The organism is Priestia koreensis (genome assembly GCF_001274935.1).
Taxonomy (GTDB): domain Bacteria; phylum Bacillota; class Bacilli; order Bacillales; family Bacillaceae_H; genus Bacillus_AG; species Bacillus_AG koreensis.
In genome coordinates this window covers 58,715-84,931 of record NZ_LILC01000006.1, presented here as the reverse complement: position 1 = coordinate 84,931, position 26,217 = coordinate 58,715, and the positions used below count along the sequence as shown (strand labels likewise).

Below are 26,217 nucleotides of genomic sequence, written 5' to 3'. Positions count from 1 at the left end.
TCCTTTTAATGGCTATTTTTTAATTCGTAACACTCTCTTTTTTCTTGTATAATTCATGACGCTGACTATAGAAACCTAATAAATACTTTCCTGAAAGTGGTTGATTATTAAAATCACTGAAATCAATTTTAGATGCTACTTCATCAATAAGCTTTGTTAAGTAAGTAGCATTACTGCCCAATCGAATTTGATAGGGTTGCAATAATTCCTGAATGACTTTCCACGTTCGTAAAGGATGTTTTGAAAAAGCGGTCATGTAACGCATGGCGTTTGTTGGTCGACTTTCATTGTTTGCTAGTGCTCTTCTTTCTAACACATCAGCGATTGCCAATAAACGTCCGAATAAATAATCTCGATCCTGACTCTCCACATCTAAAGACATTTCATATCTCTCCTCTTTATTTACTAGAGCACATGCAATACTTAACGTTTTCTCCCACTCCCATGTGTCCATGGACAACGGATTAGATGCCCTTGTAACTGCATTTCTTATTAAATCTGTCGGTATTTTCTTTCCATCAAGAATGCAGGGAGACAATCGCTCGACTACACTCTTAATAATCTTGTCGTTTACTTTTGACCCAAAGCACCCAAAAGCAATATCTTTGGGTACCGGCGTTCCTATCACTTGAATGGAACGCTTCTCTTCTTTTTTATAAAAGGATTGATACCACAAACAGGTGGTATACCATGCCTTTAAGCGATCTAAATATAGATTTTTATCCAAATTACGATAATAGAGAACCGCTAATCGACCTGTAGTCGCAGCATCTAAGATAAGAATGTTTACCTCACTTTTTATATCTAGATCTGATCGATACCCATCTAACGCCTTTGATACTTCTTTTGCAAATTCCTTATTTGTGAATGCCTTCTTTTCGACTACAAATGGTTCTAGTGAAAAAGGGTCATCGAAAAAGTCCGGAGTATTGTTCTGATTGTTTTCCCATATTAGAAAAACCCTTTCATCAATGACTTTTCCTTGACGATTAATCAACCACTTTAGTGCATTGTGTGCTTTTTGAGAAACGTCATAGCTAACGCTGGCTACTTCGTGGCTTTTACTAAATCTCCCACGGAACGTGAAGCCACTATTATCGTTAGAGGAAATGATCTTTGCTTTATCTCCCGCATTTCGAATCTTATTTGCATGTCTCTCGGTAACTGGCTTCACTTGTCCTGTTACATAGCAAAAGTCAGGTTCACTCAGTTGGTCCTTATAATAAGAAATAAATGATTGATACATGTCTGGATCTCGCCATATTTTTGGGGAATCGGAATCGGGAGAATAAACATTAAATCGAATAAATGCCCCATCCATGCTTCCAGGAAGAGCTGAGAAAATGTCAGGCTTTTGAGGAGATAGTTCCTCGTACTTCTTCTCCCACTTATCTATTAAGCTACCTTTTGAATCGGTCCACAATATACGAGCATCGGCTAAATCTTTAATAAGCGTTTTCTTTTGAAGATACTGAAACACGCTTTTTAATGTTGAGGTACTATACGCTGAATTTGCCCATTCGCCCAGTTGCTTTATGTAGGCATCAAAAGAGCGATCACTCTTGCTGTTTCCTGTATAAGTCGAAAAGTCTCCTGCTACATAAGGTAGTTTGTCATGAAGTGGATAAGGCGCTACTTTTGACCCTGACCGACTTGATGCATCTTCTGTGCAAGGTATAAGAGTATTAGATTCATTTTTGTCTAAAACACGTGCAGAATGGAAATGTCCGTCTTCCGTAATCTCCACCTCAATATGAGCATTTTGAGTCGTATGTGAGATGGGTATAAGCGTATATTCTTGGCCATTACGTTTCTGTTCAACTTCACCCACTCTATCTAAGTTTGCTTCGTAGGTTTCATATAAGTTCAGCAGCCAACTCATGTAGTTGTCGTCCCTTCTAACTCATAGAATAAATCATCGACTGATTGAACATTGTGATGATCAAAATGTTTAGGACTTCCTGCTCCAATTCGACGTACATGTGAACATTGATCCGGAGAAAGAAACTCAATGATGCCATTTCTCATAGTAGGATTCCATAATCGCACTTCCATATGACCATGACTTGTTTCATCAGGATAGTTAATTCCATGAATCATCGTTCCCATATGTAAATCACCATATTGGTCATAAAAACTTTCTCCCTCACCAAACACACACGGTTCTACATATCCTTGGCATTCTCTTGTTCCCAAGAAAATATCTCTTCTTCCCCCTACCTTTAAAGAACGCTTTAAAATGTTATGATGTTTATGTTCATTATGATCAAAAGATAAATCCGTCCTGTAGGAATTAAAAACAAAGTGGGCTCTTACTTGATAGCGTACATCCTTTAAATACGTATAACTCGCTAATGTATTCCCACCACCATACTCAATGGGACGCATCCCTTTTGATTCCATGCGAATTGGATTCATCACTCGAATAGCATCTACTACCATAATCAAACTAGGCTTCCAGTAAATCGATTCCACAATTCCCTTTAACGCTTGATATGTCGGAACATGGTATGAATACTTTTCTCCACCCAACTTTGTTAGGGGATCTGTGAAAAGCGCATATTTTCCATACACTTCAAATTCAATTGCATTTCTCATTTCCTCACCTCTTCATTCCATTTAGTTATGGTTGTACTAGAATATTGAAATGTCTATTGGACTATCATTGTTCAAATTCACTCCATACTCGTTACTATAGGCAGATTCTTTAATGGCTAGTAATTTCCCATCAAAGTAAGAGATAAGTGCTTGATTTTCAGATAGCTTGTCCAATTCATATTGAAAGACGTTCACAGAATACTGTTGACCTGTTCGCAAGAGCTTAGTAATATCGTCAATATTTTCTTCTCCGCTTAGAGTAGCAATTAACTCCTTACCTTCTCCGTACGGAACCAGTACACTTGTCGTTACATTATCGATGACCTCAAAATGATCGGCAGCCGTTTTATAACTATTGACCAGGAACAATGGAACAGGTTTTCCATGCTTACTTACATACGCATCATGGTAACTATACGTTCGTTTGGTTTCCGTTAATAAGTCCGTCATATTTTTTTCCAGCTTAGGAACAAAGTAATTCAGCTTAGACGATAGTTCAGGATCAGAATAGTAATGGTGGAAGTAGTGATCCATCGCTATTTTTGATAACAAATCACCACCGTGACTTTTGCTGTTCTTTTTCATGTCTAGTAAAATCTTTTTCGTAATTTCTTTCCCCACTTTAATTTCTTTGAGGAATTTTAAATTCTCTTCTGCATGATCAATCAGATAAACGTCTTTTATCCCTTTTTCACCATGTCTATTACATCTTCCAGCTGCCTGAGCGATGGAATCTAATCCAGATAGCGAGCGAATGACACAATGAAAACTTACATCTACACCCGCTTCGATAAGCTGTGTGCTTATGCAAATTACAGGATGTTCATCTCGTAATAACTGTCTAATTTCGGTCAGAATCTGCTTTCTATGGGCAGCACACATTGAAGTGCTGAGATGATAGATTGGAATATATGGTTCCTTTTCTTTTAATGTTTCATATAAAGCCTTGACGACGGTTTTGGTATTTAAGATGATTAAAATACTTTGCGCTTCTTTTTGCTTTTCATGAATAAATGAGGCGAGTTGATAAGTCGAAAATGGTTCTTCCGTCGCCTGATCAACCATGTTTACTCGTTTAAATGACCGAACCACTCCATCTAAATTTTGAACAATTTCAGCGTCCTTATGGATATCTAATTTATATTCCACAAAGTCTAACGCGGGTTGAGTAGCTGTACAAAGGAGAATACTGCACCCCGCATACGTTTTCAAAAAGTTTAAGGCCTGATTAAACAAAGAAACACATGACACAGGTACCTTTTGCACTTCATCAAAAATGATAACCGATTGTGCCAGATTATGAAGACGTCTACTATTTCGGTTTCCCTTTGAATAAAAGACATTTAAAAATTGAACCATTGTGGTCAAGATGATAGGCGAATCCCACTTATCTTTTGCTAACTTTAAGCGCTGATTCATACTTGCGTATCCATCTTCATTTTCATCATCTTCTACATCTTCAATCACATTTGAATGGTGCTCCAAGATATGAATATCGTCTTGTAAGATGTTGCGAATTTCAGCTGCATTTTGCTCAATAATCGTTGTGAAAGGGACCACATAGATAATTTGCCTTTTCCCATGGCGAATCGCATGCTTGAGCGCGTATCGTAAACTTGCTAAGGTCTTCCCACCACCGGTCGGGATAGATAAGGTATAGATACCGGATGGCTTTTCAGCAAATTCATCGCACTGCAACGACATATTGGCTCTTAATTGATTAATAGGTGTATCCACTGAGAAAGACTCAATTTTCTTTAGAACTCTTTTGTAATACGTTTCAAAGAGTTCAGAGTGATTGACTTCTTCTTCTCCCCCACTATTCTCTTCATAAAGCCGAGTATTCGTCCGATCCGCATCGATCAGGGTACTAAATAGATATTTGCTTAAGAAAAGAAGCTTATTTTCCAGTGAATCAGAAGAATCCTTCGATAGATAGGCTTCTAGCTCCGTTGTCGCATTCATAATATACTGTTTGAATTCTTCTGAACTTATAACTTCTTGATAAAAAAGATGTTTTATTTCTTCAAACCCCTCTAATTCTTTTGCTTTTTTATCACGTACTCGTAATAGAAATGGCGACTCTAAATTAGGTGAAAGAAAGTCTTGAAGGTAGGAGTGATGCGAAATAATGGCATTACCCACGACCTCAGCTACTAACGCTTGCGATGGCACCATATTCTCTGTATGAAGCAATTGATATAAGAATTTCCCACCGGCTGTAGAGTGATCCACACTTCCTTTTCTCGGTGGAGCATCTGGATTCTGGACGGCCGCTAAGATGTAATCACGAAATTCGTTTGTATATTTTCCGAGATCATGAAGCATCCCTGCAAGCCCTGATAGATGTTTCACATTGATTTTTTCACCATAGGATTCAGCAAGTTCTTTCACTTCAATTAAATGCTCTCGAACAGTTTGAATACCGCCATCTTCTTTTCGAATATGAGCTATATATGGCATGGGAATACTCCTTACAATAGGATAATTGTCTTATATGTCTATCATACATCATTAGATATACTTTTTTTGGTATATCTGAAAAATACTAGTTGTCCATATTAGACGTAATGAACTTTTACTGAAATCTTCCATAATAAAGGACTGATTTTTCAATAAAACACACTATTTTTAGAAATATTTAACAAAAAATATAAGGTACATAAATCGTAAATAACTACAAAGTCATGTTACATTTCTGAAACGTATAAATTATATCCACTTACTAATAATATAAAGGAGCAACTATTCCTTCACCCTAAAGGCAATAGGCCATCTCTATTACCTAACAAAAAAAGGGGTTAGTCTTCTCCCCTCTTTTTGTTACGTATTGTTCAACTGTATGTATAAGGAGCCAGCAATGAGCTGGCTTTTTATAAAAGGTTGTAAGCCTTAGCAAACACCATATCCTCCACCATAGCCGCCTCCAAAACAAGAACAGCCAATAATGACTAATAAGATAAAGAGGACAATCAATAAAGCAAATCCGCTTCCAAATCCGTAGCCGCCTTCACAACCATATGCTCCCATATCGTACACCTCCATCTACTTACCGGTTACCCTCAGCATATGTCATTGCATTAAAAATGCTCCTGTCACCCCTTCTCCATTTTTTTCTTCACTTTGTTTATGAACACTTTCCCATCGCCTACATACACTACATCATGCCTAACAACCAGACCTGCATCGTTATGAGATGCTATTTCCTTCGGCAGACAGCAAGTGGCGTGACCTGTTGTCTGCTTACATACGATCAACAAACACAAATAGCCTTTGATAAGAATACATAGCTCGTTACTGATAGGGACAGTACGAGCGCATTCTTATACAAAGACTATCTAGTGTGTACTGAAATACATGGGGTGACGCTCATGTATTTAGTACTTGTGACTGTTCCATCCACGATCTGAGTCAACAAAGAAAGCAGGCTAAAAAGGATACCATCTTTAGCCTGCTATAAACTTATGCTTCCACAAGAGGTAATATTATACATTTAAACCATTACTATTTTCCTCTTTTCTACAAGAAAAAAAGAGAACAACTAAAATTAATGAATTTGTCCAACACCAACTATCTCTCTGTGGCATTTACTAGAGTGAGGTGGTGATCTAGTATGGACAAACGAAATTGTCGTAAACCAAAAGTGGTTTATTGTGATCCAGAGTATATTTATTGCGATACGTATCGAAAAGAAGAAATCATTTTCGTTCACCCGATTAAACGGATTAATCGAGAACATATTCAATATGTACCTCGTCATGTCTACGAAGAAGAGAACTTCAATGAAGTGATTGATCCAGGTGTACCGGATGGCTGTAAAGGAAATAACTGTTCTCACAATCGCCGTAGACGTTCACGCTGAATCCACTCTAGCTTTGAGAGACCTTTCACTTTTTAGTGAGAGGTCTCTCATCCTTAAACTAACGCCCACTTTCTTATTTCAAGCGTCTTTTTATCATCATGATGTCCGCATTTTGAACATCGTTGACTAGACTGAAACCATCTGCTTATTTTTACGATCATTTTGCCACAGCATTTCGCTTTGCATCCTAATTTCAATACAAATTATGGCCATGATCAATCACCAATTGTTTTTGTTAACTTATAATGGTGTAACTCCCTTAAGTGTTCAAGTCTTCAATATAGATAATATCGCACTTTATAACCCTACATAAAAATTTCCCTCATCGTTTGAATTTTTGTCTACTAGCATTGTGTAAAATGCATCTATGGTTATTCGATCATTTATCACAGATTTCAATCCTTCTTCTAAATGCTAAATGTGAGATGCTTCGCTAAGATATTTTGTGCTTGGAAATAAGAATGGGGTCCATAGCTTACCCTGATTACACCAACATTTTTCCAGTTCATATTCTCAGCAACAGTAGATGAATCTAGCATAATGTTGACTGGCAAAGGGGATTTTTTAGAAAATTCCTCAATCAGTTCAATATTGGTTAGGCCAGGGATAAATATGCCATCGGCACCCGCATCAGCATATGCTCCTGCTCTATCTACCGCTTCTTTTACTAAATCCGTAGAGTGATTCTCTTCTTTGAAAAATATGTCTGTTCTTGCATTAACAAATATATCGGTATTTAAGGATGAGGTAACATGCTTCAGAGTTTTAATTCGTTCTGCTTGTTCATCAACATTCCATAGCTCATAAGTATGAGAGCGAATTTTTTTATCTTCAAAATTGATCCCTGAAATCCCTGTCCTAAAAAGAGATTGAGCATTATTGTAAAGTGTTTCTAGAGAATCTGCATATAACCCTTCTGCATCAACGGAAACAGGCACATTAGAATTAGCAGCTAGTTGCTTAGAAAACCAAACTAAATATTCAAAAGGTAGTTCTTCTCCATCTGCGCATCCCCAAGCATCGCCAACCGCGTAACTACTAGTCGCTAATGCTTTGGCACCTTTATCCTCAATAATTTTTGCAGACATTACATCCCAACAATTAAAGAGGTGTAACACATCCTCTCGGTAATGTAACTCTTTAAACTTTTGAAATTGATTTTTTGCCATGTTTAATTCCTCTTTTCACATTTTGATACGCTTATACTAACAAACCCTTACCTCTTAAAAACCAAAAAAATTAACACCAATCTTTAATTTTCCTTATTTTTCAACATACAGGAACTAACTCTCAGATTAGTTCTAAAGACTTAATTTTTTGTTATTTTGTATCGTTTTCACACCTTCGACAGCTCCATAAAATTACTTATGTTGGATTAAAAGGAATTAAAAGGAATGTTATAATGTAAAAATCTTATGATTAAGAAAGGGATGTTTATCAATGAGGAAACGAAAGCTGCTCTCTACTGTACTATTTTTAACTCTAATAATCGCACTATTTAGCGCTTGCTCTGGGAAAGATGAAGAGTCCTCTCCACCTTCAAATAATGATAAAAATAAAGAAAGTACGGAAACGTCATCAAACCCATCTTCTGAGACCGATGAAAATACAAACAATTCAACCGATGTTGAAACATCTAGTAAACCTTCCGATGCCAATGGAAGTAACAATACCACATCAGACGACCAAGCAACCAAAAACAATGATGGGACAAAATCAGACAGCGATACGAGTAAAGATAACAGCAACAAAAATTCAGAGTCCCAACCAAATAAAGATAGTAACAGCTCAAAATCAGAGGATAAAGAGGATACAGCTAAAGACGAAACCGCTGCTGGAAGTTCCACTGGTGAAAACCGAAAAGATTCCAGTGATCCTGATAGCCATTTAAAGAACTTTGATTTGGATACGTATTTAAATACAAACTATATTATTGAAGGTGCTCACTATAAAACAAAGAACTTAGGTAAGATTAAAGGGACAGATCGAATCGATTATAAAGTAGATATTCTGCCTAATACGAAACAATTCGGGCAAGAAATTGATACAATCTTTAAAAACGGCGCACCAAATGAGGATAAACGAACAGATGCTATGATGAATATTAGTCGAAATATCCTCGTTGATTTACCTGTCATTAATCGTAAAGTTCATATTGATTCGGTTAACTGGGTTTCATATGATGGAAAATCCCAGGTCATGTTAGTTCAAGACTTTGAACAAAGTACCATAAAGTAAAATAGGTTCCACCTAGATCAGGACAAATATGACTTTGTCCTGATTTTTTATGGAGTTTTACCTAGATATTCTTTGAATATTGCTTAGATTTTCGAAGCGAACATCCACTGTATGATTAATTTGTAAAAGCTTTTACAAACAAATTCATGCAGGGAGTGTTGGTTAAATGTTGAGTATTACAAGACAAATCTCGAAGTATAATTTTTCAAGTCGTAACGGAAATTCAGTTAATTACATTGTCGTTCATGACGTTGGTGTAAAGGGCCAAACGGCTAAGAATAATGCGGACTACTTCGGTGGCGGAGATCGTCAATCGTCAGCTCATTATTTCGTCGACCGTACATCTATTTATCAAGTCGTTGAAGAAACGAACAGCGCATGGCATTGTGGTGATGGACATGGGACCTATGGTATTACGAACGCAAACTCCATTGGGATTGAAATGATTGTTGAAAGCGGCGGATATATTCATGAAGATACGATCAAAAACACCATCGACCTTATTATGAAGTTACAAACGAAGTATGATGTTTCACTTAGTAAAGTAGTACGTCATTATGATGCGAGTCGTAAAAACTGTCCTCAATTCTTGAATAAAGACGGTAAGTGGACAGACTGGTTTAGCTTCAGAAAACAATTAGAAGGTGCTACACCATCAGAGCCAACTGAGCCCGATGAACCAACCGAGCCTACTGTACCTACCTATCCTTCCCGATCTGGATATTCTCAGGAGCAAATTAACAACGTTAAAATCATTACAGAGTACTTTAAAGATAAAGACTGGACGATTGCTGCTATTGCAGGTTTATTAGGAAACATGGAGCAAGAGTCTCACATTAAACCAGACATTTCCGAATATGGCAGTGGTCGTGGATATGGTTTAGTGCAATGGACAAGTACAAATAAAGATGTGAAAGGTATTGACTATATCCAACAATTACTTAAAACAGCCGGTATCCCTGGTGATTACCGAAATATTTATACGCAACTAAATCTCCTTAACTGGCATATGTATAATGGAGGGCAATACTTAAAAACAAGTTCTTATCCTTATACAGCAAAAGAATTTACGCAGTTAAAAGATCCTGTCCTAGCAGCACGTACCTTCCAACGAAATTTTGAACGTCCAGCTGATCTACACCCTGAGCGAGATGGAATGGCTAGTGGATGGTATAGTTATCTAACTGGTAACGGTAACAATGATTCAGGTAGTGGCGGTAGCGGTGGGAATGACGGAGGTGGATCAAACACATCCACATATACGGTTAAATCCGGCGACACGCTTAGTGCCATTGCTGCGAAGTTTGGCGTAACCGTGGCACAACTTCAATCGTGGAACAATATCTCAAACGCTGATGTCATTAAAGTAGGACAAGTTCTGAAAGTCAAAGCCCCTACCAGTGACGGTGGATCTGGTGGTGACTCTGGTGGATCTGGTGGCGATTCAACCGTATCCACTTACACCGTTAAATCGGGCGACACACTTAGTGGGATCGCTGTAAAATTCGGCGTAACTGTGGCACAGCTTCAGTCATGGAACAACATCTCAGACGCTGATGTGATTAAGATTGGACAAGTTTTGAAAGTTAAAGCTCCTACGAGTGGCGGCGGTGATTCAACCGTATCCACGTACACCGTTAAATCAGGTGATACACTTAGTGGAATTGCAGTGAAATTCGGCGTAACCGTAGCGCAACTTCAATCGTGGAACAACATCTCAAACGCTGATGTGATTAAGATTGGACAAGTTTTGAAAGTTAAAGCTCCTACGAGTGGTGGTGGCGATTCAACCGTATCCACGTACACCGTTAAATCAGGTGATACACTTAGTGGAATTGCAGTGAAATTCGGCGTAACCGTAGCGCAACTTCAATCGTGGAACAACATCTCAAACGCTGATACCATTCAAATTGGACAAGTCTTAAAGGTCAAAGCTCCTACAAGTGGTGGTGGCGATTCAACCGTATCCACTTACACCGTTAAATCGGGCGACACACTTAGTGAGATTGCTGTGAAGTTTGGCGTGACCGTTTCACAGCTTCAATCTTGGAACAACATCTCAAACGCCGATACGATTCAAGTTGGGCAAGTACTGAAAGTCAAAGCTCCTACAAGTGGTAGCACTAACCCAACCACATACACCGTTAAATCGGGCGATACACTTAGTGGGATTGCAATAAAATTTGGCGTAACAGTCACGCAGCTTCAATCTTGGAACAACATTACCAATGCAAATGCTATTCAAATTGGGCAAGTCTTAAAAGTATCGAAGTAACTAACTGAGTTTAGACACAATATATTTCTACGTTAATTCTAGTAAAATCCTATATACAAACAAAAAAACGATCTTAATTTTCAAGATCGTTTTTTTGTTTTATAAGATGAGAAAAACTTTCCCTATTCCTATGATGACTATTAGTTAATCTAAAAAAGCAAAACAGCATTCGGAGTTTAGATCCTCGTGCTCTTTTGCTTTTTTACGTGTTTACACATCGTGACTTTAAAGAAAATTAATGGTACTTGTTAGTATCAATCATTTGCCAAACATGTAAAACAAACCGATGGCACAAGATACCACATAAGGAATTACAGCTGCAATCAATGTTCGAATAAACCATTGTCGCTGTTGGTTTCTAGAGCGCTCATAACTCTGTATAGCTTCAGATGATTCTTTAGCTAATTTATATGCTTCTCTAGAGATATTAAGCGCTTCTCTGCTACTCTCATCGGCTTTCACAGCACGTAGTGATTTTTCTTCTAAGTGCACTAGTTTTTCTTCCATTCGTTTTAGAGAATCGCCTACATTCTGAACAGAATCATATATTTCACGCAATGTGATCACCACTCCTGTTGTTTGCTTTTCCATACTCCCCTCTCCTTCCCTATGTCTAATTTTTGAACTTTTTATCTATCTTCGTTCACTATTACCTTAACAAGTGAAGGAGTTATCGGAGTATTCACTATCTCTAACGAAACTCCCAAAAATCATTGGTAATACTCTTATACAAAATATACATTGGACGAATACATCTTTGGATGACAGGCGAAATCACGTAAAATGTCCTATACGAGAGAAGACAATAAGACAAATTGTGGATTTTTAGTTCATTTTTCTGTAATAAACGTTAGAAAATAATCTAAAAATTAAGACTATAATGAGCATATAGTAACAATTTTAAGGGAAATACATCATTTTTTACCATATTAAAACATTTTTGAGGTATAATGTATTTACGAAAACAAGAACAAATGTTCTATTTTCTAGAAAAAGAAGGGGGAAATTTTATGTATCTGCATCAGGAAATCAGTAAGGCGGAGAGAAAAAGATTAGTAAAAAATATTGAAAAACATTTAAAGAATTACAAAAACTATAAGCTCGCATCTCTCAATTTAACAAAGCAACTAGACTTTATTTCAGCAAATAAAAATAACAAAATTCTATTTGCTGAAAATGCAGGTGATTGTTACCACTTTCATGAGTCCAAAGATATGATTACGAATGAACTAAATCAGCTTCACCTTATTACCACTTCGATCGATACTTCATTATCAGAGTTAACTGAACTAGAGACAAAATTTATCCAGTACCGATACTTTAAAAATTGGACCATTGAAAAGAGTGCATTAGAGATTGGATACAGCGATAAAGCACTTTTTGTCATTCGTAATCAAGTGATGGATAAATTATTAATCAGTCTAGGGACTGTTATCTTTATGTAATTCATACGGAGTTTAATCGTTTGATTAAACACTCCTAAATTTATCTCCTACCTTAACTATTTTCATACTATACTCAGATGCTTGTATGTTTCTATTAACATACCTTGCATCACATTTCTTACATATATAGAAAAGTCATAGGCTGTTACTTTTAAACCACCAAAAATACTGAAGGAGATGAGACTTTGGATAAAGGTACAATTGTCAGAACTAGCACATTACTAGTTGCCCTAATTAACCAAATACTAGTCATCTACCACAAATCGCCTCTACCTATAAAAGATGACCAATTGGAACAGCTGATCTCCCTACTTTTCACTTTTGTTACTTCTGGAGTAGCTTGGTACAAAAATAACTACGTAACCAGAAGAGGCCATCAACAAAAAGAAGTGTTAAAACAAGCGAATTTGACGAAATAAAAAAATATATTATGTACCTTTTTTTCTCATACGCTACTGACTTGTTAGTTAATCGTCTAATAGATTTATAAATAAGATTTATTAGCACCACCACTATGACTAAGGGTTGTCAGTAGCGATTAATATTTTTTGCATACATATAAGCAAATGAAGGAAATAGATCATCCGGAGAAGAATATAGAACGTGTAGAAAACAACCCAAGATAAAAAAATGAAAACATCAATGAGCTATAACCAAAGTTAGGCGAGCATAATTTATAAGAATTCACATTTCGATATAAAGGAGACAATTTAACCATGGTATCACTTGAAAGGCGATTTCCTATATTAGTTGCTTGCAAAGAGTGCCAGTCAACGAACATTTATGAAGCAGATGGGGAAGCGCGCTGTTACGGATGTAAAACAGCCATTGTGAATGAAGATCAACTGTTTGATGTAGATGTTACTGATCCAGGTTGGGTAAAGACTTTAACACTTGAAGATAGTCATAATGCCTTACGTTATATGATTAATAATTGCAATAGAATAATAAATAATACAAATGATCCTTATCACAACTTAAAATCTAGTGCTGCAATGGCTGTTCTTTATCATAGTAGAACTGATACAGATACTTTCAGACGAATCAAATAATATAAAATACGAGCAAGAATAATTTATACTCTTGCTCGCAAAAAAGACAATACATTACATATAACTCTATATGGTAATTTGTCTATCACCACGTACGACCGAAGAACTCCTGCACCCAGTATTTACGACCATTCCATTCAATCAAACCAATGCCGATATGCGAGTAGTCATGATCCATAATATTGTCATGATGACTTGGGCTATTCATCCAGCCATCCATCACGCTTTCAGCCGTATGATATCCGAGTGCGATGTTCTCCCCATACATTCCTCTACTGAAATAGGGCACGTTCCCCATCTTAATTAGTTCATCCACTTTCCCATACGTGGGGGATAGATGAGCAAAGTACCCATTGAGCGCCATGTCTTGCGCTTTAATACGCGCGATCGCACTTAGCACAGGATCAATACTTAACGCTTTCTCTCCTGCTTTCGCTCGTTCGCTGTTGACCATATCCCCTACCTGTTGCTCCTCTTGTTGGAGGGTTAAGTCTAATACAAGCCCAATGGACTTCTCAATCGGTTGCTGATCCAATCGATATAAGAACGTCATAATCTGCCCACGTGAAATCGGCGTATTGGGTTGGAACGAGTCATAAGTCGGCTGGCTGCCATATCCCACCGTGATATGCTGATCGTACATCCACTGGACGGCTTCTTCCTTGCTTAGTCTCTTTTTCGTCATAACTTCCGCGAGAATCGTTGCAACCTTTCCACGTGTGATCGAAAGAGACTGTGCTTTTTTGTCTAATTGATACGATAGGTTGTATTTTTGAGCTAACTTATAGACGCTGGAACTCCAATTCGGGCTACTAGACGTTGTTTGGGCTAATTCCTCTTTATCTAAATAACGAATTAAGAACGCCAAGTATTGCGCCTCTGTGATGCTAAGATCGGGCTTTAGAAGCATTCCTTCACTTGTCTTGTATCCTTCTGTGATGCCCTTCTCAATTCCCCACTTCATGGCTTCGGACCAATAGGCATTTGCACGATAATCCTTGTATGTATCCGTAGACGTTTCTGCAGCTGATGAAGGTTGACCGCTTCCTATCAGAACACTTACCGTCATAAGCGCTCCTACTCCCCACTTTGTCCATTTTTTCATGTTCTTTTCCCCTCTCCATTGGTCATATTGACTCTTCTTCCTTTATTTTAATAGAAGATCCAAAAATAAAGGAAAATATTTCTTATGTATATATTAACATAAAGTGAAAATAATGTTATAATAAATGAAAAAGTTATAAAAAAACAGTAAGGGAAGTGAGTTTGATGCGTAAATTTATTATTAGTTGCCTTGTGATTTCAGGAATCATCCATATGATTCACCGTTACCATTTTGGTGTACTTGGAACTCTAGCTTTGCTAGGTGGGCTTTTAGGGATATGGTATATGAGGAAGGTTATTCTTGCTGTCCTGTTCGTCGCAGGGATCGTCTACTCGGTCACTCACTTTCATACTGTGTTGTTTTGGACACTCATAGTAGTAGGTGGCTTCTTAGGAATCGCGTTCATCTCGATCGTTCTTCAATGGATTGTCAACTGGTATAAGCGAACATTCCTGCCAGACGAATCCTACCTATCTATGGACGACATTATGAAAGATCTCTATCAAAACAAAAACCTGTATCACAAACATATGAAAACAGTTCTTAGAAATGAAGCGATTCAAATTTCAAATGAAGATGCCAGTGATCGTATTTACAAATTACCAACGGAAGGTGACTACACATTTGTCCTTGGGGAAAAAGCAGACGGAGAATTATATGTTATTCTTCCAAAGCCTAAATTCGGTGCTGATCCTCTGCCAGAGGAAATAGTTTCTTTCCTTCCATTAGAGGCTGTTAACCTATCAGATCAAGAAATTCCCACACATGAAATAAGTATATTTCATTCACAGACAGCTACACATCGGTTCAAAGTTGATTCCGTCGATGAATTTGAGCGTTTTTTCGATGTATCGGATTCACATACATTTAAACAAATTTATAAAAAGTTTCAAGATGACCTGTATTATCGACTATACTGTTTTAAGATTCAGGAGAGATACTTTAACAACCAAGACCAGTTGCTAAAAGAATTAGATGAAGCAGTCACCGCAGATGATTACCGCCGTGTTTGCATGGCGTTAGAAGGTTTGAAGACACCTAATGCAGAGATTGTTCGGATGATGCGTCCAACACAACAAGAACATTCTCCTGAAGAAATAGCCATCCTTGTCAAAAAAGCCTTTGAAAGCATGGGGCATTATTTCGATAGCGACCAAAACGACGAGAAGTCAAACATAACATTGCACAAAGAAGGTGACAAAAACGAATGGACTTAACCGAAAAACAACAGGAACTACTGGAGATTGCGAAACAACACCGCAAATATTTTGCGACCAGAACCATATGGGATGACTATGCTAAAAAACATGACCTTCCCCGTATGTCTTCTTATATCTATCGGTTTGGCTCGGTACAAAAGGTCAAAGACCTCTTAGAGATCAACCCTAACTACAGCCAAACCGAAGCGTTTATTGAGCTAAAAAAAGAAGAAATTCGTAACATCTTAAAGGAACACGGCAGCCATATTGAAAATCGTACCCAATGGGATGAATACGCAAAAGAACACAAATTACCGACGTATAAAACGCTCGTCAATTATTTTTCGTGGGAAGAAATCTTAAAACTTTCTGGAAGGCCGAAAAAGCGCAAATTTACAGAAGACGATTTAATTCCGATTGCACGTGCTCATTTGGACCATTTTCGTTCTGTGGGGAAATGGAATGATTACGCCAAAGAACATGACTTACCGAGCGCGATGACCTTTATTCGTACATTCGGTTCGTGGAAATTGGCAAGGAATGCTGTCTTATCATTCAATAGATAGATCACATGTTATAAAAAGAGTCGAAAAGAAAAAAAGAAAGCAATCGTCCATTCGTTAAGAAGGATAATTGCTTTTTTTTCATTACATTCGTCGTACAATACAAGATCATTATATTTTCATATGAAATACTCTTCTAATATATCCATAAATTCTTGTCAGCGAAAATACCACTTCACATAAAACGTATTTCCAGGTAGTAACACTAAATAGACTTTATAGAATCCAGATGTGTCACGTCTCCTTCAACTACCACCTTATATGTATTGTCCTTTATCTCTAATAGCGTAAGACTAGTATCATGCACATAAGGTGGCGTCCATAACTCCTGAACTTCTTTGCCTTTGACATGCATCATTAAAGACTTTAAAAATACTGAATGACTTACAATTAGAACATTTCCCTCCTTATGATTAGAAATAATATTCTGTAACACAAGAATAACCCTCTTATTAAATTCCTCAAAGGTTTCACCATTAAATGGCTTATAATCTGCTGGTTGTTCCCAAAAATTATTATACTGCTCAGGATATAAAGCCTTTAGCTCTTCATGTGTTTTTCCTTCCCATTCGCCAAGGAATATTTCTCTTAAATTTTTATCTGATTCAATATGTAAATTCCGTTTACCAATAATAAGTTTTGCTGTTTCAATGGTTCTTTCACTTGTACTAGTATACACAGCATCAAATGTCACAGCTTTCAATTTTTCTCCCAAAGCTATTGCATTTCTTTTGCCTAGTTCGGTCAAATTAGAGTTCTCCCATCCCTGCATCCTTTTTTGAACGTTCCATTCTGTTTGGCCATGCCTAACTAAATATAAATTCAGCACCCTTTATTCCCCCTAAAAACCATATTATTAATCTTTAATACTCATTGTATACCCTATACAACATTAGTTTACATAAAATCTCTTCAGGAACTAGTTTTTCCATAGGAGCCTTGTGTATCGTCACCTCTTTTTAGTTATAGCTTATTCACCTTTTTATACATTTTAATATAAAAGGCTTTTAACTTAAGTTAAAAGCCTACAGATGAGCGAATTTAAACTCAAAAAACAGTAACTTCTATTAGAAGGTGCTGTTTTTTGAGTTGAAGTTTGTTTGCTGACCGTATAAAATACTCCCCTCATTAAATTCGTCGTACACGACCATTGAACTTTCGCTGGAAATACCCTTTTGACATATCGGCAATGGCTACGCCGGTCTTCCCTTGACACCCTAAGAACTTCCCGTTTCCTGCATAAATTCCTACATGCCCATCTTTCTTGTAGGTATCAAAGAATACTAAGTCCCCTGGTTGCATATCACTCACAGGTACAGACGATCCTAAATTTTTGAGCGTTTCCGTACTCACCGATCCTCGATTGCCAAGATTAATGCCGACTTGCGCAAAGGCCCAGTGAACGAAACTACTACAGTCAAAGCGCCCTGCATTAATATCCCCTTGATTTCGTCCACCCCCGAAGACATAGACGGTCTTTCCAATGAGGACCGATCCCGCATTGACGACCGCTGAGGAGCTGCTACTTCCTCCTCCCCCTACAGGGATCTCTTTGGCTTCATTCTTAAACTTTTCTCCAAGGTTAATCGCTTTTGTCACATACCAGTTGGCATTGTTATAGGTGTAAAAGGCTTTTTTCGGATCACTTGGCATTCCATTTGCCCCTAAATACTTGGCAGTTGCGAGAATTCCGTCCTCTAAGTTCCATGGATCAGCTTTTCCATCGCCATTTCCGTCTACCCCATACCCACCGTATCGAGCGATCACAGATAAATTAGTGTACGTCTCTTTTGGCATGACTACGTTTCCTTTGGATCCCTTACAGCCCGGATAACTCCACCCTACCCATGTACACGGCATGAATTGAGTGACCCCGAAGGCGCCGGCTGATGACGTAGTCGCATTCGTTGAAAACTGGGTTTCAATGGAGTGAACAGCCGCGATATAATACCACGGCGTTCCAAAAGTGGATTGCCCTTTGAGATACATTGGCATGAATTGAGGAGGCACCCCTTTACCAGGAACGATGTTCCCGTTTGAACCCACCCCAATAATATCAATTCCGACATTATCAAAAGCCACTTTGCCGTTTTTCAACCATTCCGTATAATGAATGATGCCCCCAGACGCTTCATAAAAAGCTTCTACCATTTTTTTATCACTCATCTTGTACCCGAAGGAATCCAAAATTTCATCTAACTTCGTGTAATCCTCTTTTTGTTTTTGACCTGTCACAACCGCTTGTTTACTCCGTGTCCATGTCGTCGAAGACGAACCGTCTTCATTCTTTGTCGTATGCTTCTGCCACGTTCCCCATTCTTCCCCGTATGTAAACGTTGCTTTCCCGTTCCACGCGGTCACTTCTGTTAAGCGCTTGACGGAACTCTTGGACGTCGTAGACGGGGATTCTGTACATTGACCGGCCGAAGAACAAGTCTGAGACTTGGTTTCATCGGCTGTCTCAAAGGATTCATACGTAAAGGTTGGCTTTAACTTATCGACCGTTGTATCGATCAGCTCATAATAGTCCTCGTGCTCTTTGTGCATTTCATTAATCTGAATAATCGCGGATACAAGTCCTTCTGGAACACGATAGTTCATTTGAATGTTACTGTCCGTGTTTACTTGGTCGGTGATCTGCTCCATCATGTAATCATGTAGCTTCTGTTGGTCGTCATCTAGTTCTTTTCCTTCTCCGAAGAAAATGGCAGAAACGAGAAGAAGAACGGCGACAATACAGATGATCGCAAGGGTGACAAAGGTACTCGGAACACCAATAAAGGACAGAAAGGCAATCAACATCTTTTTTAGAACCAAAAGCATAATTTTGATGGCTTTGGCTGCCGCTTTTGCGGCAGCCTTTCCAGCTTTCTTCCCGACCTTTTTCATTCCCTTACGGGCGGCTTTGGACGCTTGATGTTTGATCTGTTGTTTAATTTGTTGTTTGATTTTTGACCCTTGATCTTCAGGAGGCTCATGATTCAACGCCATTACCAGCTACCTCCCACACCTTGAGCCTGTCTGAAACGATCGGCTTCTTTACGCTTCGCTAAGCGCTTATTCGGTTGGTACGGCACGTACTCGTTCGGATCGGCAGAAGACGTATAGTCATAAGGCGTTTCCCCCATCCCTTTGCTCATGTAGGACTCTTCTTTAATGAGTTTACTATCGGATAGTTTACAGTTCGTATAGACGGTCTCTCCTTGTGCGAGACGAGCATCGCCCTGTTGATAAGGCGAAATACGATACGTTTCTCCTTGTGCATTTTGAGCGACCATGTAACTACGATCACGTTCGACCACCATACGGACTTGTTTGGGTGTATGTTGTGTGACATCTTGAACGTAATAAGAGCCACTATCGACCTTTTGGTTAAAGGCTGGAATCTCAGCTTTGGGTTGAGCCGTTTGACGTTGATTCACTAATAATTGATTCGGATTGATCGCCGGAACGAAGCTCAGTGGAATTTTACTTCCGCCACTATCTACGGTATACGAGACCGGCTTACCATTCGGCGTGTTATTCACTAACATACCGTTTTGTAACGTTAAATCTTGGTACGCCACTTGTCCTTTTGTCAGCGTTGGATTCCCTGTCCCGTAACGAGAGACCACTTGAGTTTGACCCGAATGATCACGTACTTGGATATACGACTGTTCAGGCGTGGTTACCAACTGGATCGCATTTCCTGCAATTTGTTTGACCCCTTGTGGTCCTGATACCGTCTGTGCCATTTGAGCGATGTCACTCACTTCTTTAATCGCTAAGTTGGCCGCTTGGTTATACGGATTATGCTTCATCGCTAATTTAGCGCCCGTTTGATACATTTTGACGCCACCCGCTACTCCCGCCACAAAGGAAACGGTATTGCGGAACCCTTCTTGTTTCGCAAGAGGATTAATGACTTGATGAGGCGCAGCCATCGTATTCTTGAACGCCGATACGCCCGCTGTCGCTCCTTGTTGAACCGCTGTCGCCACGTTTTGGACTTTTTGAACCATATTCCCTGCGGGAAGTTGATCCATCTTCGTGATCGTGTAACCAGCGCTAGCGCCCGCTACCGCATTGGACACCGCGCCTCCCACTTTCGTTTCCCCTACGAATTTACTAATCTCTTGAACGCCTGATGCCGCCACAAATCCTTGAGCCATGTTTTTCATGACGCTAGGAACGGCATTGATTCCTTTGACACTCGAAGGAACGTTGATTAATTGCGAGGACATATTGCTTTTTAGATTCTCGCTTATAACCTTTAGATTACCTTTAAAGGCATCGGATGCAGTCTTTTGCCATTCCACTTCAATTTGATCATCTGATTTCGTTCCACTTAGATTCTCTCGGAACTCAGCCTTATCTTGAGTCGTTTTCATCATCGCAAGCTGATTCGCTAAGTAGCCACGGTTTACTTGACCACCTGTATGAAGAGAACCTGCTTTGACGGTTTCTCCACTTGCTTGTGCTACGTCCATCAACATCTTCTGACGTTGACCCGCCGTTTTTTGATACTCCACGTCAATTTGATCATCCGTCATACTTGAATTTTTGGCTAACATGGCTTCTTTAAAGCTTGCTTTATCCATTGCCGTTGCCTTTTCCGCAATGGCACTCGCAAAGTCGCCTTTACTCACGTAGGAGTTTGGCACACCGTTACTGAGTTTAGATGCAACGGAGGACGCCATTTGACCAAATTCTTTTTCCTTGCGCCCCACTTCACTTTTCCATGCTTGTTCCGCTCGTTGCTGATAGGCGGTTTCTTCTTTAGGCGTCATGTTTTCTTTCGGAGGATTCGCTTCTCGGTAAGCTTCCATGAAGCGTTCCTTGTTCTCCTCTGCCCATGTGTTGGCTAATCCCTTCGCAGATGCTTTCGCAAGATCCGAAGCACGCGCCATGTTTCCGTCTGACGCTTTCGCACTATTTACGGCAGCCATCGCTTGTTCTTTAAACATCGCTCGTTGACCAGCCACCTTCTGATCCCACATTTGTTCAAGGGCTTGTGGGCTTGCGTCTGGAAAACGGGCTTTCGCATCTTTCATAAACTGTTCTTTGTTTTCATTCGCCCATGCCGTCGTATCCGCGTCGGCTACTTGATCACTAATTTGATCCTCGACACTGGCAACTTGATTACTACGGTACCCTTCTATAAACTTCTTAGAACGGTTCCCAATTCCTTGTGCTAACGCATACGCTGATCGCGCACCAGCGCCTCCAAGCGCATTCCCAACACCTGTCCCAATTCCGGCTCCTAGAAAGGCGCCTTTTCCATCGCCTAGTGGCGCACCCGCAAGCGCACCAGCTACCCCAAGCGCCCCTTTTCCAAGTGCCGCACCTTTCTTACCAAACGCTAGCATCTTGTCAGCTTTTAAAGATGGCATCTTATCGGTATCATCTTTGTGCTCCATGTTTCGCACGTTTGAATCGGACGAAGCGGATGTTGGATCTTCTTTTTTAGGGTTGATCTTTCCTCTCATCGTATCCATCATGGATGATCCACTACGAGCCGCTTTTACTGCGCCAGCCATCGCCATAATGGAGGACATTCCCGCCATTGCGCCAGCTTTGCCTAAATTACTCTGCATCCCGCCACCCATGCCAAGTAAGCCACGAAGTGATTCACTGACTGGAATAAAAATAAGATACAAAATCACGGAAGCGACAACGTCTTCGCCTACCGCCATCTTAGACAAAATCCAGAAGACGAACGCATGTATACTCTGCACAAAGATGGAACCTACCAGCTCCTTCATCCAAGCCCCTGTCATTCCCTTAAAACGAGGAATGAGGAACATGGCCATCATTAACGGTCCCATGACCATTAATAGTAGAAGCGTAAGGCGTCTCATCATGTAGTAGAAGTTCGCCCAGATACTTAGTCCTAATAGAGTTAAGTTAATAATGAGCTGTCCAATGACATCGTTATGTTCGTTGGTAATCGACTTCGCCATATCCTTAATTTTCGAATCATAGGCGGCGCTAAAAACATCGACGATTCCGCCGTTAATTTGAAATAGAATCGCGTATAGTTCTCCTAAGTTCGCGAGGACAATCGCTACAATGGCTAAATCTTTCACAAATTCAATAAAACTTGATCGCGTTGAAGGATTAATACCTGAGGAACTTATTTTCATTCCCCATATAATAATGCCCGCTAATACCGCAAAGGCCGCCAAGGTGGTCATGATATAAATACCAGGCGTGTAGATGGCTTCTAGCTCTTTCTGACTAAACGTATAGAAAACGTTTGTGCTATCCGCTCGTCCGAAGATTAAATCTTTAATGGAGGATAGCTTGGTAAATGGGGCGATAATCCACGAAAAGATCGAAGCGAATAAATCCCCCATGACTCCTATAAATTTATCAATAATATTCATTGTCTCACCTCCTATGCAGGTGTTTCGTCTTGATAACGTTGTCGCTTGCGTCGTTCTAACAGTTCTTCTAGTACGGCTGTATTGGATTCAATAAAGACCATTTCTTCCTCTGATGGATCGGTCTGCAGCCAGACAGAACTACCGCCCACACGGAAGATTCCTTCTCCCTTACCAGGGTTATTGAAGAGAATCTCGACCTCTCCATTACTTAAATCAAAGTTCTCCTTAATTCGTTTTAAATCGATCTTATTTTGTTGAAAGAACAGGTACGAGAAAGTAGAGGTTAGGATACCCCTTGATTTCGGGTGCTCTAAGATTCGGACAAAGTCCTGAGAAGCCCAACAGAACCCACAGTTACGCTTACGCGCACGACGCGCTAATTTTTCAAAGAACGCTACCGTTAAATCGTTATCGATAAACTGCCATAGCTCATCGCAATAGACATATTTTTTCTTCGTGGCATTATCAAGGTTTTTTACAAAGTGCTCCCATATGTAGTTAAGAAGTACATGGTACGCAATCGGCTTTAAGAACCCTTCTTCCATTTGGCTAATATTAAAATTCACCAATCGAGACGCCATTAGTGTTTGCGTAATTCCTCGCCCTAAAAATGTTTGTCCATCAAAGATCGGTTTAGAACCTGTTCGTAAGAATGGTTTAATTCCCGCAATGAGTCGCTCCGCTTTCAAATCCTCTCCATACTTATCCACGAGGTACTCATAAATTTGAAGAATTTCTGGTTCCAGTTTGCGAACTTTGGATTGTACGATATGACCATTAACCGTTTGAACCTCATTTTTAAAGAGGGATTCTGGATGTGTGGTAATGCCCAGCTCTTTAAAGACGTATTCAATGGCTTCTTCTAGGTAATTTCGTTCGAACACATCCAGTCCTGAATCGGCTGAGTCTTTTCCACGAATAATGATGTCAAAGAATGCGAGAAGTTCGTTCGCTTTCTCACGAACCGGTACGAATCGAATGTAGCGCTTGCCGTTCTTTTCAATAATCTCCTTATCATCGGCATCTTCCAAAAGATCCATTTCTTCATCGTCTTCATCTAAGGGAATATCCGTGTAGTTAATGGCACATGGGTTAATGATAATGTCCGATTCTTCCGAGATGTTAAGGTTAATGCCTCCTAGACGCTTCGTAATGCGGACAAACTCACCTTCTGGATCAATAATATTCGCGTACACGTTCGCTCCTGCATTTTCACGCGCAATTTTCATCTTCATGGCCAAACTTTTCCCTGACCCCGGAATTCCAAGAATCCCCATGTTGTAGTTTTGAGGGCGATAATCTTCACTACCAAAGGAGTTGATAAATTCCTTTTGACCTGTGATACGGTTAATACCGATGGGTACACCACCTAAGAACGTTCCACTTCCACTAATAAAGGGAGCGAATGTACTTAAAGCGCGTCGATCCATATTGCGAAACGAATCATGGATTTCGTTTTGACCGAATGGCAGGGCGGAACGAAATCCCTTCCTAATTCGTGACCATGTGGTTGCCACTTTGAAGAACATTCCTTTTAGTTCATCTTCAAGCCGTTCACTGTAACGATTCAATTCTTTTTCACTTTCTCCATACAGAACACCCAGAACGGACGTATTGTAACTATCATTCTCTGAGAACTGGATTTCGCTCATTAATTGATTCGTATCCATAATCTTGGTTTCAAGATCTTGAATTTGATCCGTGTTTCCTCGTTTTGTTTGAAATGACAGGTTGGATTCTAACATCGTGACTTGTCGTTGAAGCGTTCGGACCGCTTCCGACTTTGGTACTTTATGAATATCAATTAAAACATCCATTTCTCCACTAGATGTCAGCGTGTTGAGCCAGGTCGTTTGCATTTTACGAGGATACCCGTCACGTGTGATAAAGAACGGACGGAAATACGTATTCGTTCCAAGTGATTGCTTAATGATTCCGTAATCCGGCGAATCGATGACCATTCCTTCTGGAGAAACCACGTCCCAAAACGTTGGTTTCGTGTCCCATTGGTAATCGATCGGACCCTCTTGTCCCTTCTTGCCTTTTTTCGAAGTCTCTTTCGAGCTAAATTCAATTGTAGATGACTCTTGTCTGTCTACTTGTTGTTCTTCTGATGATTTAGCCTGCTTGTTTTTCTTTTTCTTCCGCATCACGTTCAATCATCTCCTTTACCAATTCGATATGACGTTCATCTTGATCCGCGGTGGTGTACAGCGCGAGCATTTCATTTTGAGCAATATCCTTATAGCGGTTTTTCAGCGCTTTTTTTCGATTGAAGGCAAAATATAACAGTTCTCCGATGCCATCGTTATCGAGGCGATTGACACCTATTCGTGCTTTACGGAGTGTATTGGCAGCCGCGCTCATGCGACGAGATAATTCGTTCGTGGCTTTTTGAAGAATCTTTTCTTCTAATTCGTCCTTATCATCTGCATTAATTTCTTTTACATTTACTTGGTACGAAATCGCCAGATAGCGCTTCGTTTCGTAACGTGGCGTTAATTCTTGCCATCTTGTTAAGTCTTCAATCATGGACTGACCGTATTCAATCGCATTGGTGGGAAGGTCATCTTGTCCCAACATAATGTCACGCATTTTTTCAATGGGATCGGATAAGTCAACGTATCGATTTTGAAGGTAAATTTGAACGGGATAATGTAACGTTGCAAGCCATGTTTCAAATGTACGGTCAATGGCTTCCTGTTCTTCAGGTGATAGTAAGAAATAGTTTACGGGATCAACCTCTGCAATCATGACAAAGCGGTCATTTTCAAACCGAATCATCTTTTTCACAATCTCCTCCATGTCGCTAAAGAGCTCCTCAAAGGGATCGGGTTCCTCCTCATCGCCTACATTCTTTTTGCCATTGTTACTTTTTTTATTTTTGGGCCCCTTTCCTTTTGGCGGATCTTGTTTATTTCCTCGTTTCTTCTTTTTCCCCCAAGGGATGATGGGTTCTTTAAGCATCAACTGTGCAAATACATAAAACCCTAACCCCATTGCTACTAGTACGATTGCATCGATCATTTCTGCTTCACCATCCATTCTTTAGCGTGTGTGCCTTTTCGCCACAATCCAACTTCATTTTTATGACCCATTTTGGTAAGGAGATAACGATCAAAATACATGCCCATCTTTTCCTTTCTCACAAACGCCAACATAATGGTGAGCGCAGCTGTAGGAAGTGCTGAAAGGACAAAGAATGCAACACCTAGATAAAAGGTAGGAGCCATTCGGTAGAAGAATGGCCCATAAAAATAGATGAGCACCCCCGCAACAGCTAAATACGTAAGTTGTCGTTTTGACAAGATCCCTAAAATGGTTTTCTGTTCCGATGACATATCCACTGGAACGGTTACTTTTCGCATGAAATCATCCTTTCTTACAACAATCCCCCCACTAGGTGGTAAGTGACTTACCATAGAGGGGGGAATCTATTTTCTATAAAGGGAGAGAGTAAAAAAATAGTTGTTGTACGTGTGTGTAGAAAAATCATATTGATTAATGTCATG

The 26,217-nt window shown here is 39.6% G+C and carries 22 protein-coding genes; 8 read left to right on the top strand and 14 right to left on the bottom strand.

Annotated features, from left to right (window positions below; all coding sequences use genetic code 11):
• Positions 1-19: 19 nt before the first annotated feature.
• From cas8c to AMD01_RS23390, 4 genes are all read right to left on the bottom strand, one after another.
• Positions 20-1,882, bottom strand: coding sequence for a type I-C CRISPR-associated protein Cas8c/Csd1 (cas8c, locus tag AMD01_RS05130; RefSeq protein ID WP_053400341.1), 1,863 nt, complete (start codon positions 1,880-1,882; stop codon positions 20-22).
• Positions 1,879-2,598: a type I-C CRISPR-associated protein Cas5c gene (gene cas5c, locus AMD01_RS05125; protein WP_053400340.1), complete on the bottom strand. Its 720-nt coding sequence runs from the start codon at positions 2,596-2,598 to the stop codon at positions 1,879-1,881. The genes cas8c and cas5c overlap by 4 nt, the downstream gene beginning before the upstream one ends.
• Before the next feature lie 36 nt (positions 2,599-2,634).
• On the bottom strand, positions 2,635-5,061 hold the full coding sequence (locus AMD01_RS05120; RefSeq protein ID WP_053400339.1) for a CRISPR-associated helicase/endonuclease Cas3: 2,427 nt from the start codon (positions 5,059-5,061) through the stop codon (positions 2,635-2,637).
• Between the two features lie 429 nt (positions 5,062-5,490).
• A complete protein-coding gene (locus AMD01_RS23390) occupies positions 5,491-5,628 on the bottom strand; it encodes a YjcZ family sporulation protein (RefSeq protein ID WP_083446428.1) in 138 nt (45 codons plus the stop codon).
• A 583-nt stretch (positions 5,629-6,211) separates the two neighbouring features.
• Between AMD01_RS23390 and AMD01_RS05115 the strand changes: the two genes are divergently transcribed.
• Positions 6,212-6,460, top strand: coding sequence for a hypothetical protein (locus AMD01_RS05115; RefSeq protein ID WP_053400338.1), 249 nt, complete (start codon positions 6,212-6,214; stop codon positions 6,458-6,460).
• Positions 6,461-6,513: 53 nt separating this feature from the next.
• On the opposite strand, the gene AMD01_RS23385 is transcribed toward AMD01_RS05115, so the two are convergent.
• Complete coding sequence (locus tag AMD01_RS23385; RefSeq protein ID WP_083446427.1) at positions 6,514-6,621, bottom strand: hypothetical protein; 108 nt, start codon at positions 6,619-6,621, stop codon at positions 6,514-6,516.
• A gap of 246 nt (positions 6,622-6,867) precedes the next feature.
• Complete coding sequence (locus tag AMD01_RS05110) at positions 6,868-7,629, bottom strand: isocitrate lyase/PEP mutase family protein (RefSeq protein ID WP_053400337.1); 762 nt, start codon at positions 7,627-7,629, stop codon at positions 6,868-6,870.
• Between the two features lie 271 nt (positions 7,630-7,900).
• On the opposite strand from AMD01_RS05110, the gene AMD01_RS05105 reads away from it, so the two are divergent.
• Together AMD01_RS05105 and AMD01_RS24575 are read left to right on the top strand one after the other, a co-directional pair.
• Positions 7,901-8,698: a hypothetical protein gene (locus AMD01_RS05105; protein ID WP_053400336.1), complete on the top strand. Its 798-nt coding sequence runs from the start codon at positions 7,901-7,903 to the stop codon at positions 8,696-8,698.
• A gap of 166 nt (positions 8,699-8,864) precedes the next feature.
• Positions 8,865-10,973 carry a phage tail tip lysozyme gene (locus tag AMD01_RS24575; RefSeq protein ID WP_211263382.1) on the top strand — a complete coding sequence of 703 codons (2,109 nt, stop codon included), beginning with the start codon at positions 8,865-8,867 and terminating at the stop codon, positions 10,971-10,973.
• A 258-nt stretch (positions 10,974-11,231) separates the two neighbouring features.
• Here AMD01_RS24575 and AMD01_RS05095 read toward each other — a convergent pair whose 3' ends face one another.
• A complete protein-coding gene (locus AMD01_RS05095; RefSeq protein WP_053400335.1) occupies positions 11,232-11,564 on the bottom strand; it encodes a hypothetical protein in 333 nt (110 codons plus the stop codon).
• 419 nt (positions 11,565-11,983) lie between these two features.
• On the opposite strand from AMD01_RS05095, the gene AMD01_RS05090 reads away from it, so the two are divergent.
• The 3 genes from AMD01_RS05090 (at position 11,984) to AMD01_RS05080 (ending at position 13,470) form a co-directional block, all read left to right on the top strand.
• On the top strand, positions 11,984-12,418 hold the full coding sequence (locus tag AMD01_RS05090; RefSeq protein WP_053400334.1) for a transcriptional regulator: 435 nt from the start codon (positions 11,984-11,986) through the stop codon (positions 12,416-12,418).
• A gap of 185 nt (positions 12,419-12,603) precedes the next feature.
• The gene (locus tag AMD01_RS05085) at positions 12,604-12,837 is read left to right on the top strand and encodes a phage holin (protein ID WP_053400333.1); all 234 of its coding nucleotides are present in this window, start codon (positions 12,604-12,606) and stop codon (positions 12,835-12,837) included.
• Positions 12,838-13,134: 297 nt separating this feature from the next.
• Entirely contained in the window at positions 13,135-13,470 is a 336-nt protein-coding gene (locus AMD01_RS05080) for a hypothetical protein (RefSeq protein ID WP_053400332.1), read from the top strand.
• A gap of 85 nt (positions 13,471-13,555) precedes the next feature.
• Here the strand turns inward: AMD01_RS05080 and AMD01_RS05075 are convergent, their stop codons facing one another.
• Positions 13,556-14,575 carry a CAP domain-containing protein gene (locus AMD01_RS05075; RefSeq protein WP_053400331.1) on the bottom strand — a complete coding sequence of 340 codons (1,020 nt, stop codon included), beginning with the start codon at positions 14,573-14,575 and terminating at the stop codon, positions 13,556-13,558.
• A 164-nt stretch (positions 14,576-14,739) separates the two neighbouring features.
• Here AMD01_RS05075 and AMD01_RS05070 point away from each other — a divergent pair, with 164 nt between their 5' ends.
• On the top strand, positions 14,740-15,792 hold the full coding sequence (locus AMD01_RS05070) for a hypothetical protein (protein WP_053400330.1): 1,053 nt from the start codon (positions 14,740-14,742) through the stop codon (positions 15,790-15,792).
• The gene (locus AMD01_RS05065) at positions 15,783-16,340 is read left to right on the top strand and encodes a hypothetical protein (RefSeq protein WP_053400329.1); all 558 of its coding nucleotides are present in this window, start codon (positions 15,783-15,785) and stop codon (positions 16,338-16,340) included. The genes AMD01_RS05070 and AMD01_RS05065 overlap by 10 nt, the downstream gene beginning before the upstream one ends.
• A gap of 202 nt (positions 16,341-16,542) precedes the next feature.
• On the opposite strand, the gene AMD01_RS05060 is transcribed toward AMD01_RS05065, so the two are convergent.
• From AMD01_RS05060 to AMD01_RS05035, 6 genes are all read right to left on the bottom strand, one after another.
• Positions 16,543-17,166: a histidine phosphatase family protein gene (locus AMD01_RS05060; RefSeq protein WP_083446426.1), complete on the bottom strand. Its 624-nt coding sequence runs from the start codon at positions 17,164-17,166 to the stop codon at positions 16,543-16,545.
• A gap of 299 nt (positions 17,167-17,465) precedes the next feature.
• Entirely contained in the window at positions 17,466-19,328 is a 1,863-nt protein-coding gene (locus AMD01_RS24650; protein WP_053400328.1) for a C40 family peptidase, read from the bottom strand.
• On the bottom strand, positions 19,328-22,705 hold the full coding sequence (locus tag AMD01_RS05050; RefSeq protein WP_053400327.1) for a glycine zipper family protein: 3,378 nt from the start codon (positions 22,703-22,705) through the stop codon (positions 19,328-19,330). The genes AMD01_RS24650 and AMD01_RS05050 overlap by 1 nt, the downstream gene beginning before the upstream one ends.
• Positions 22,706-22,716: 11 nt before the next feature.
• Positions 22,717-24,855, bottom strand: coding sequence for a VirB4 family type IV secretion system protein (locus tag AMD01_RS05045; RefSeq protein ID WP_053400326.1), 2,139 nt, complete (start codon positions 24,853-24,855; stop codon positions 22,717-22,719).
• Positions 24,824-25,750: a hypothetical protein gene (locus AMD01_RS05040; protein ID WP_245638889.1), complete on the bottom strand. Its 927-nt coding sequence runs from the start codon at positions 25,748-25,750 to the stop codon at positions 24,824-24,826. The genes AMD01_RS05045 and AMD01_RS05040 overlap by 32 nt, the downstream gene beginning before the upstream one ends.
• Positions 25,729-26,073: a PrgI family protein gene (locus AMD01_RS05035; protein WP_053400324.1), complete on the bottom strand. Its 345-nt coding sequence runs from the start codon at positions 26,071-26,073 to the stop codon at positions 25,729-25,731. Before AMD01_RS05035 ends, AMD01_RS05040 begins: the two co-directional genes overlap by 22 nt.
• Positions 26,074-26,217 lie beyond the last annotated feature (144 nt).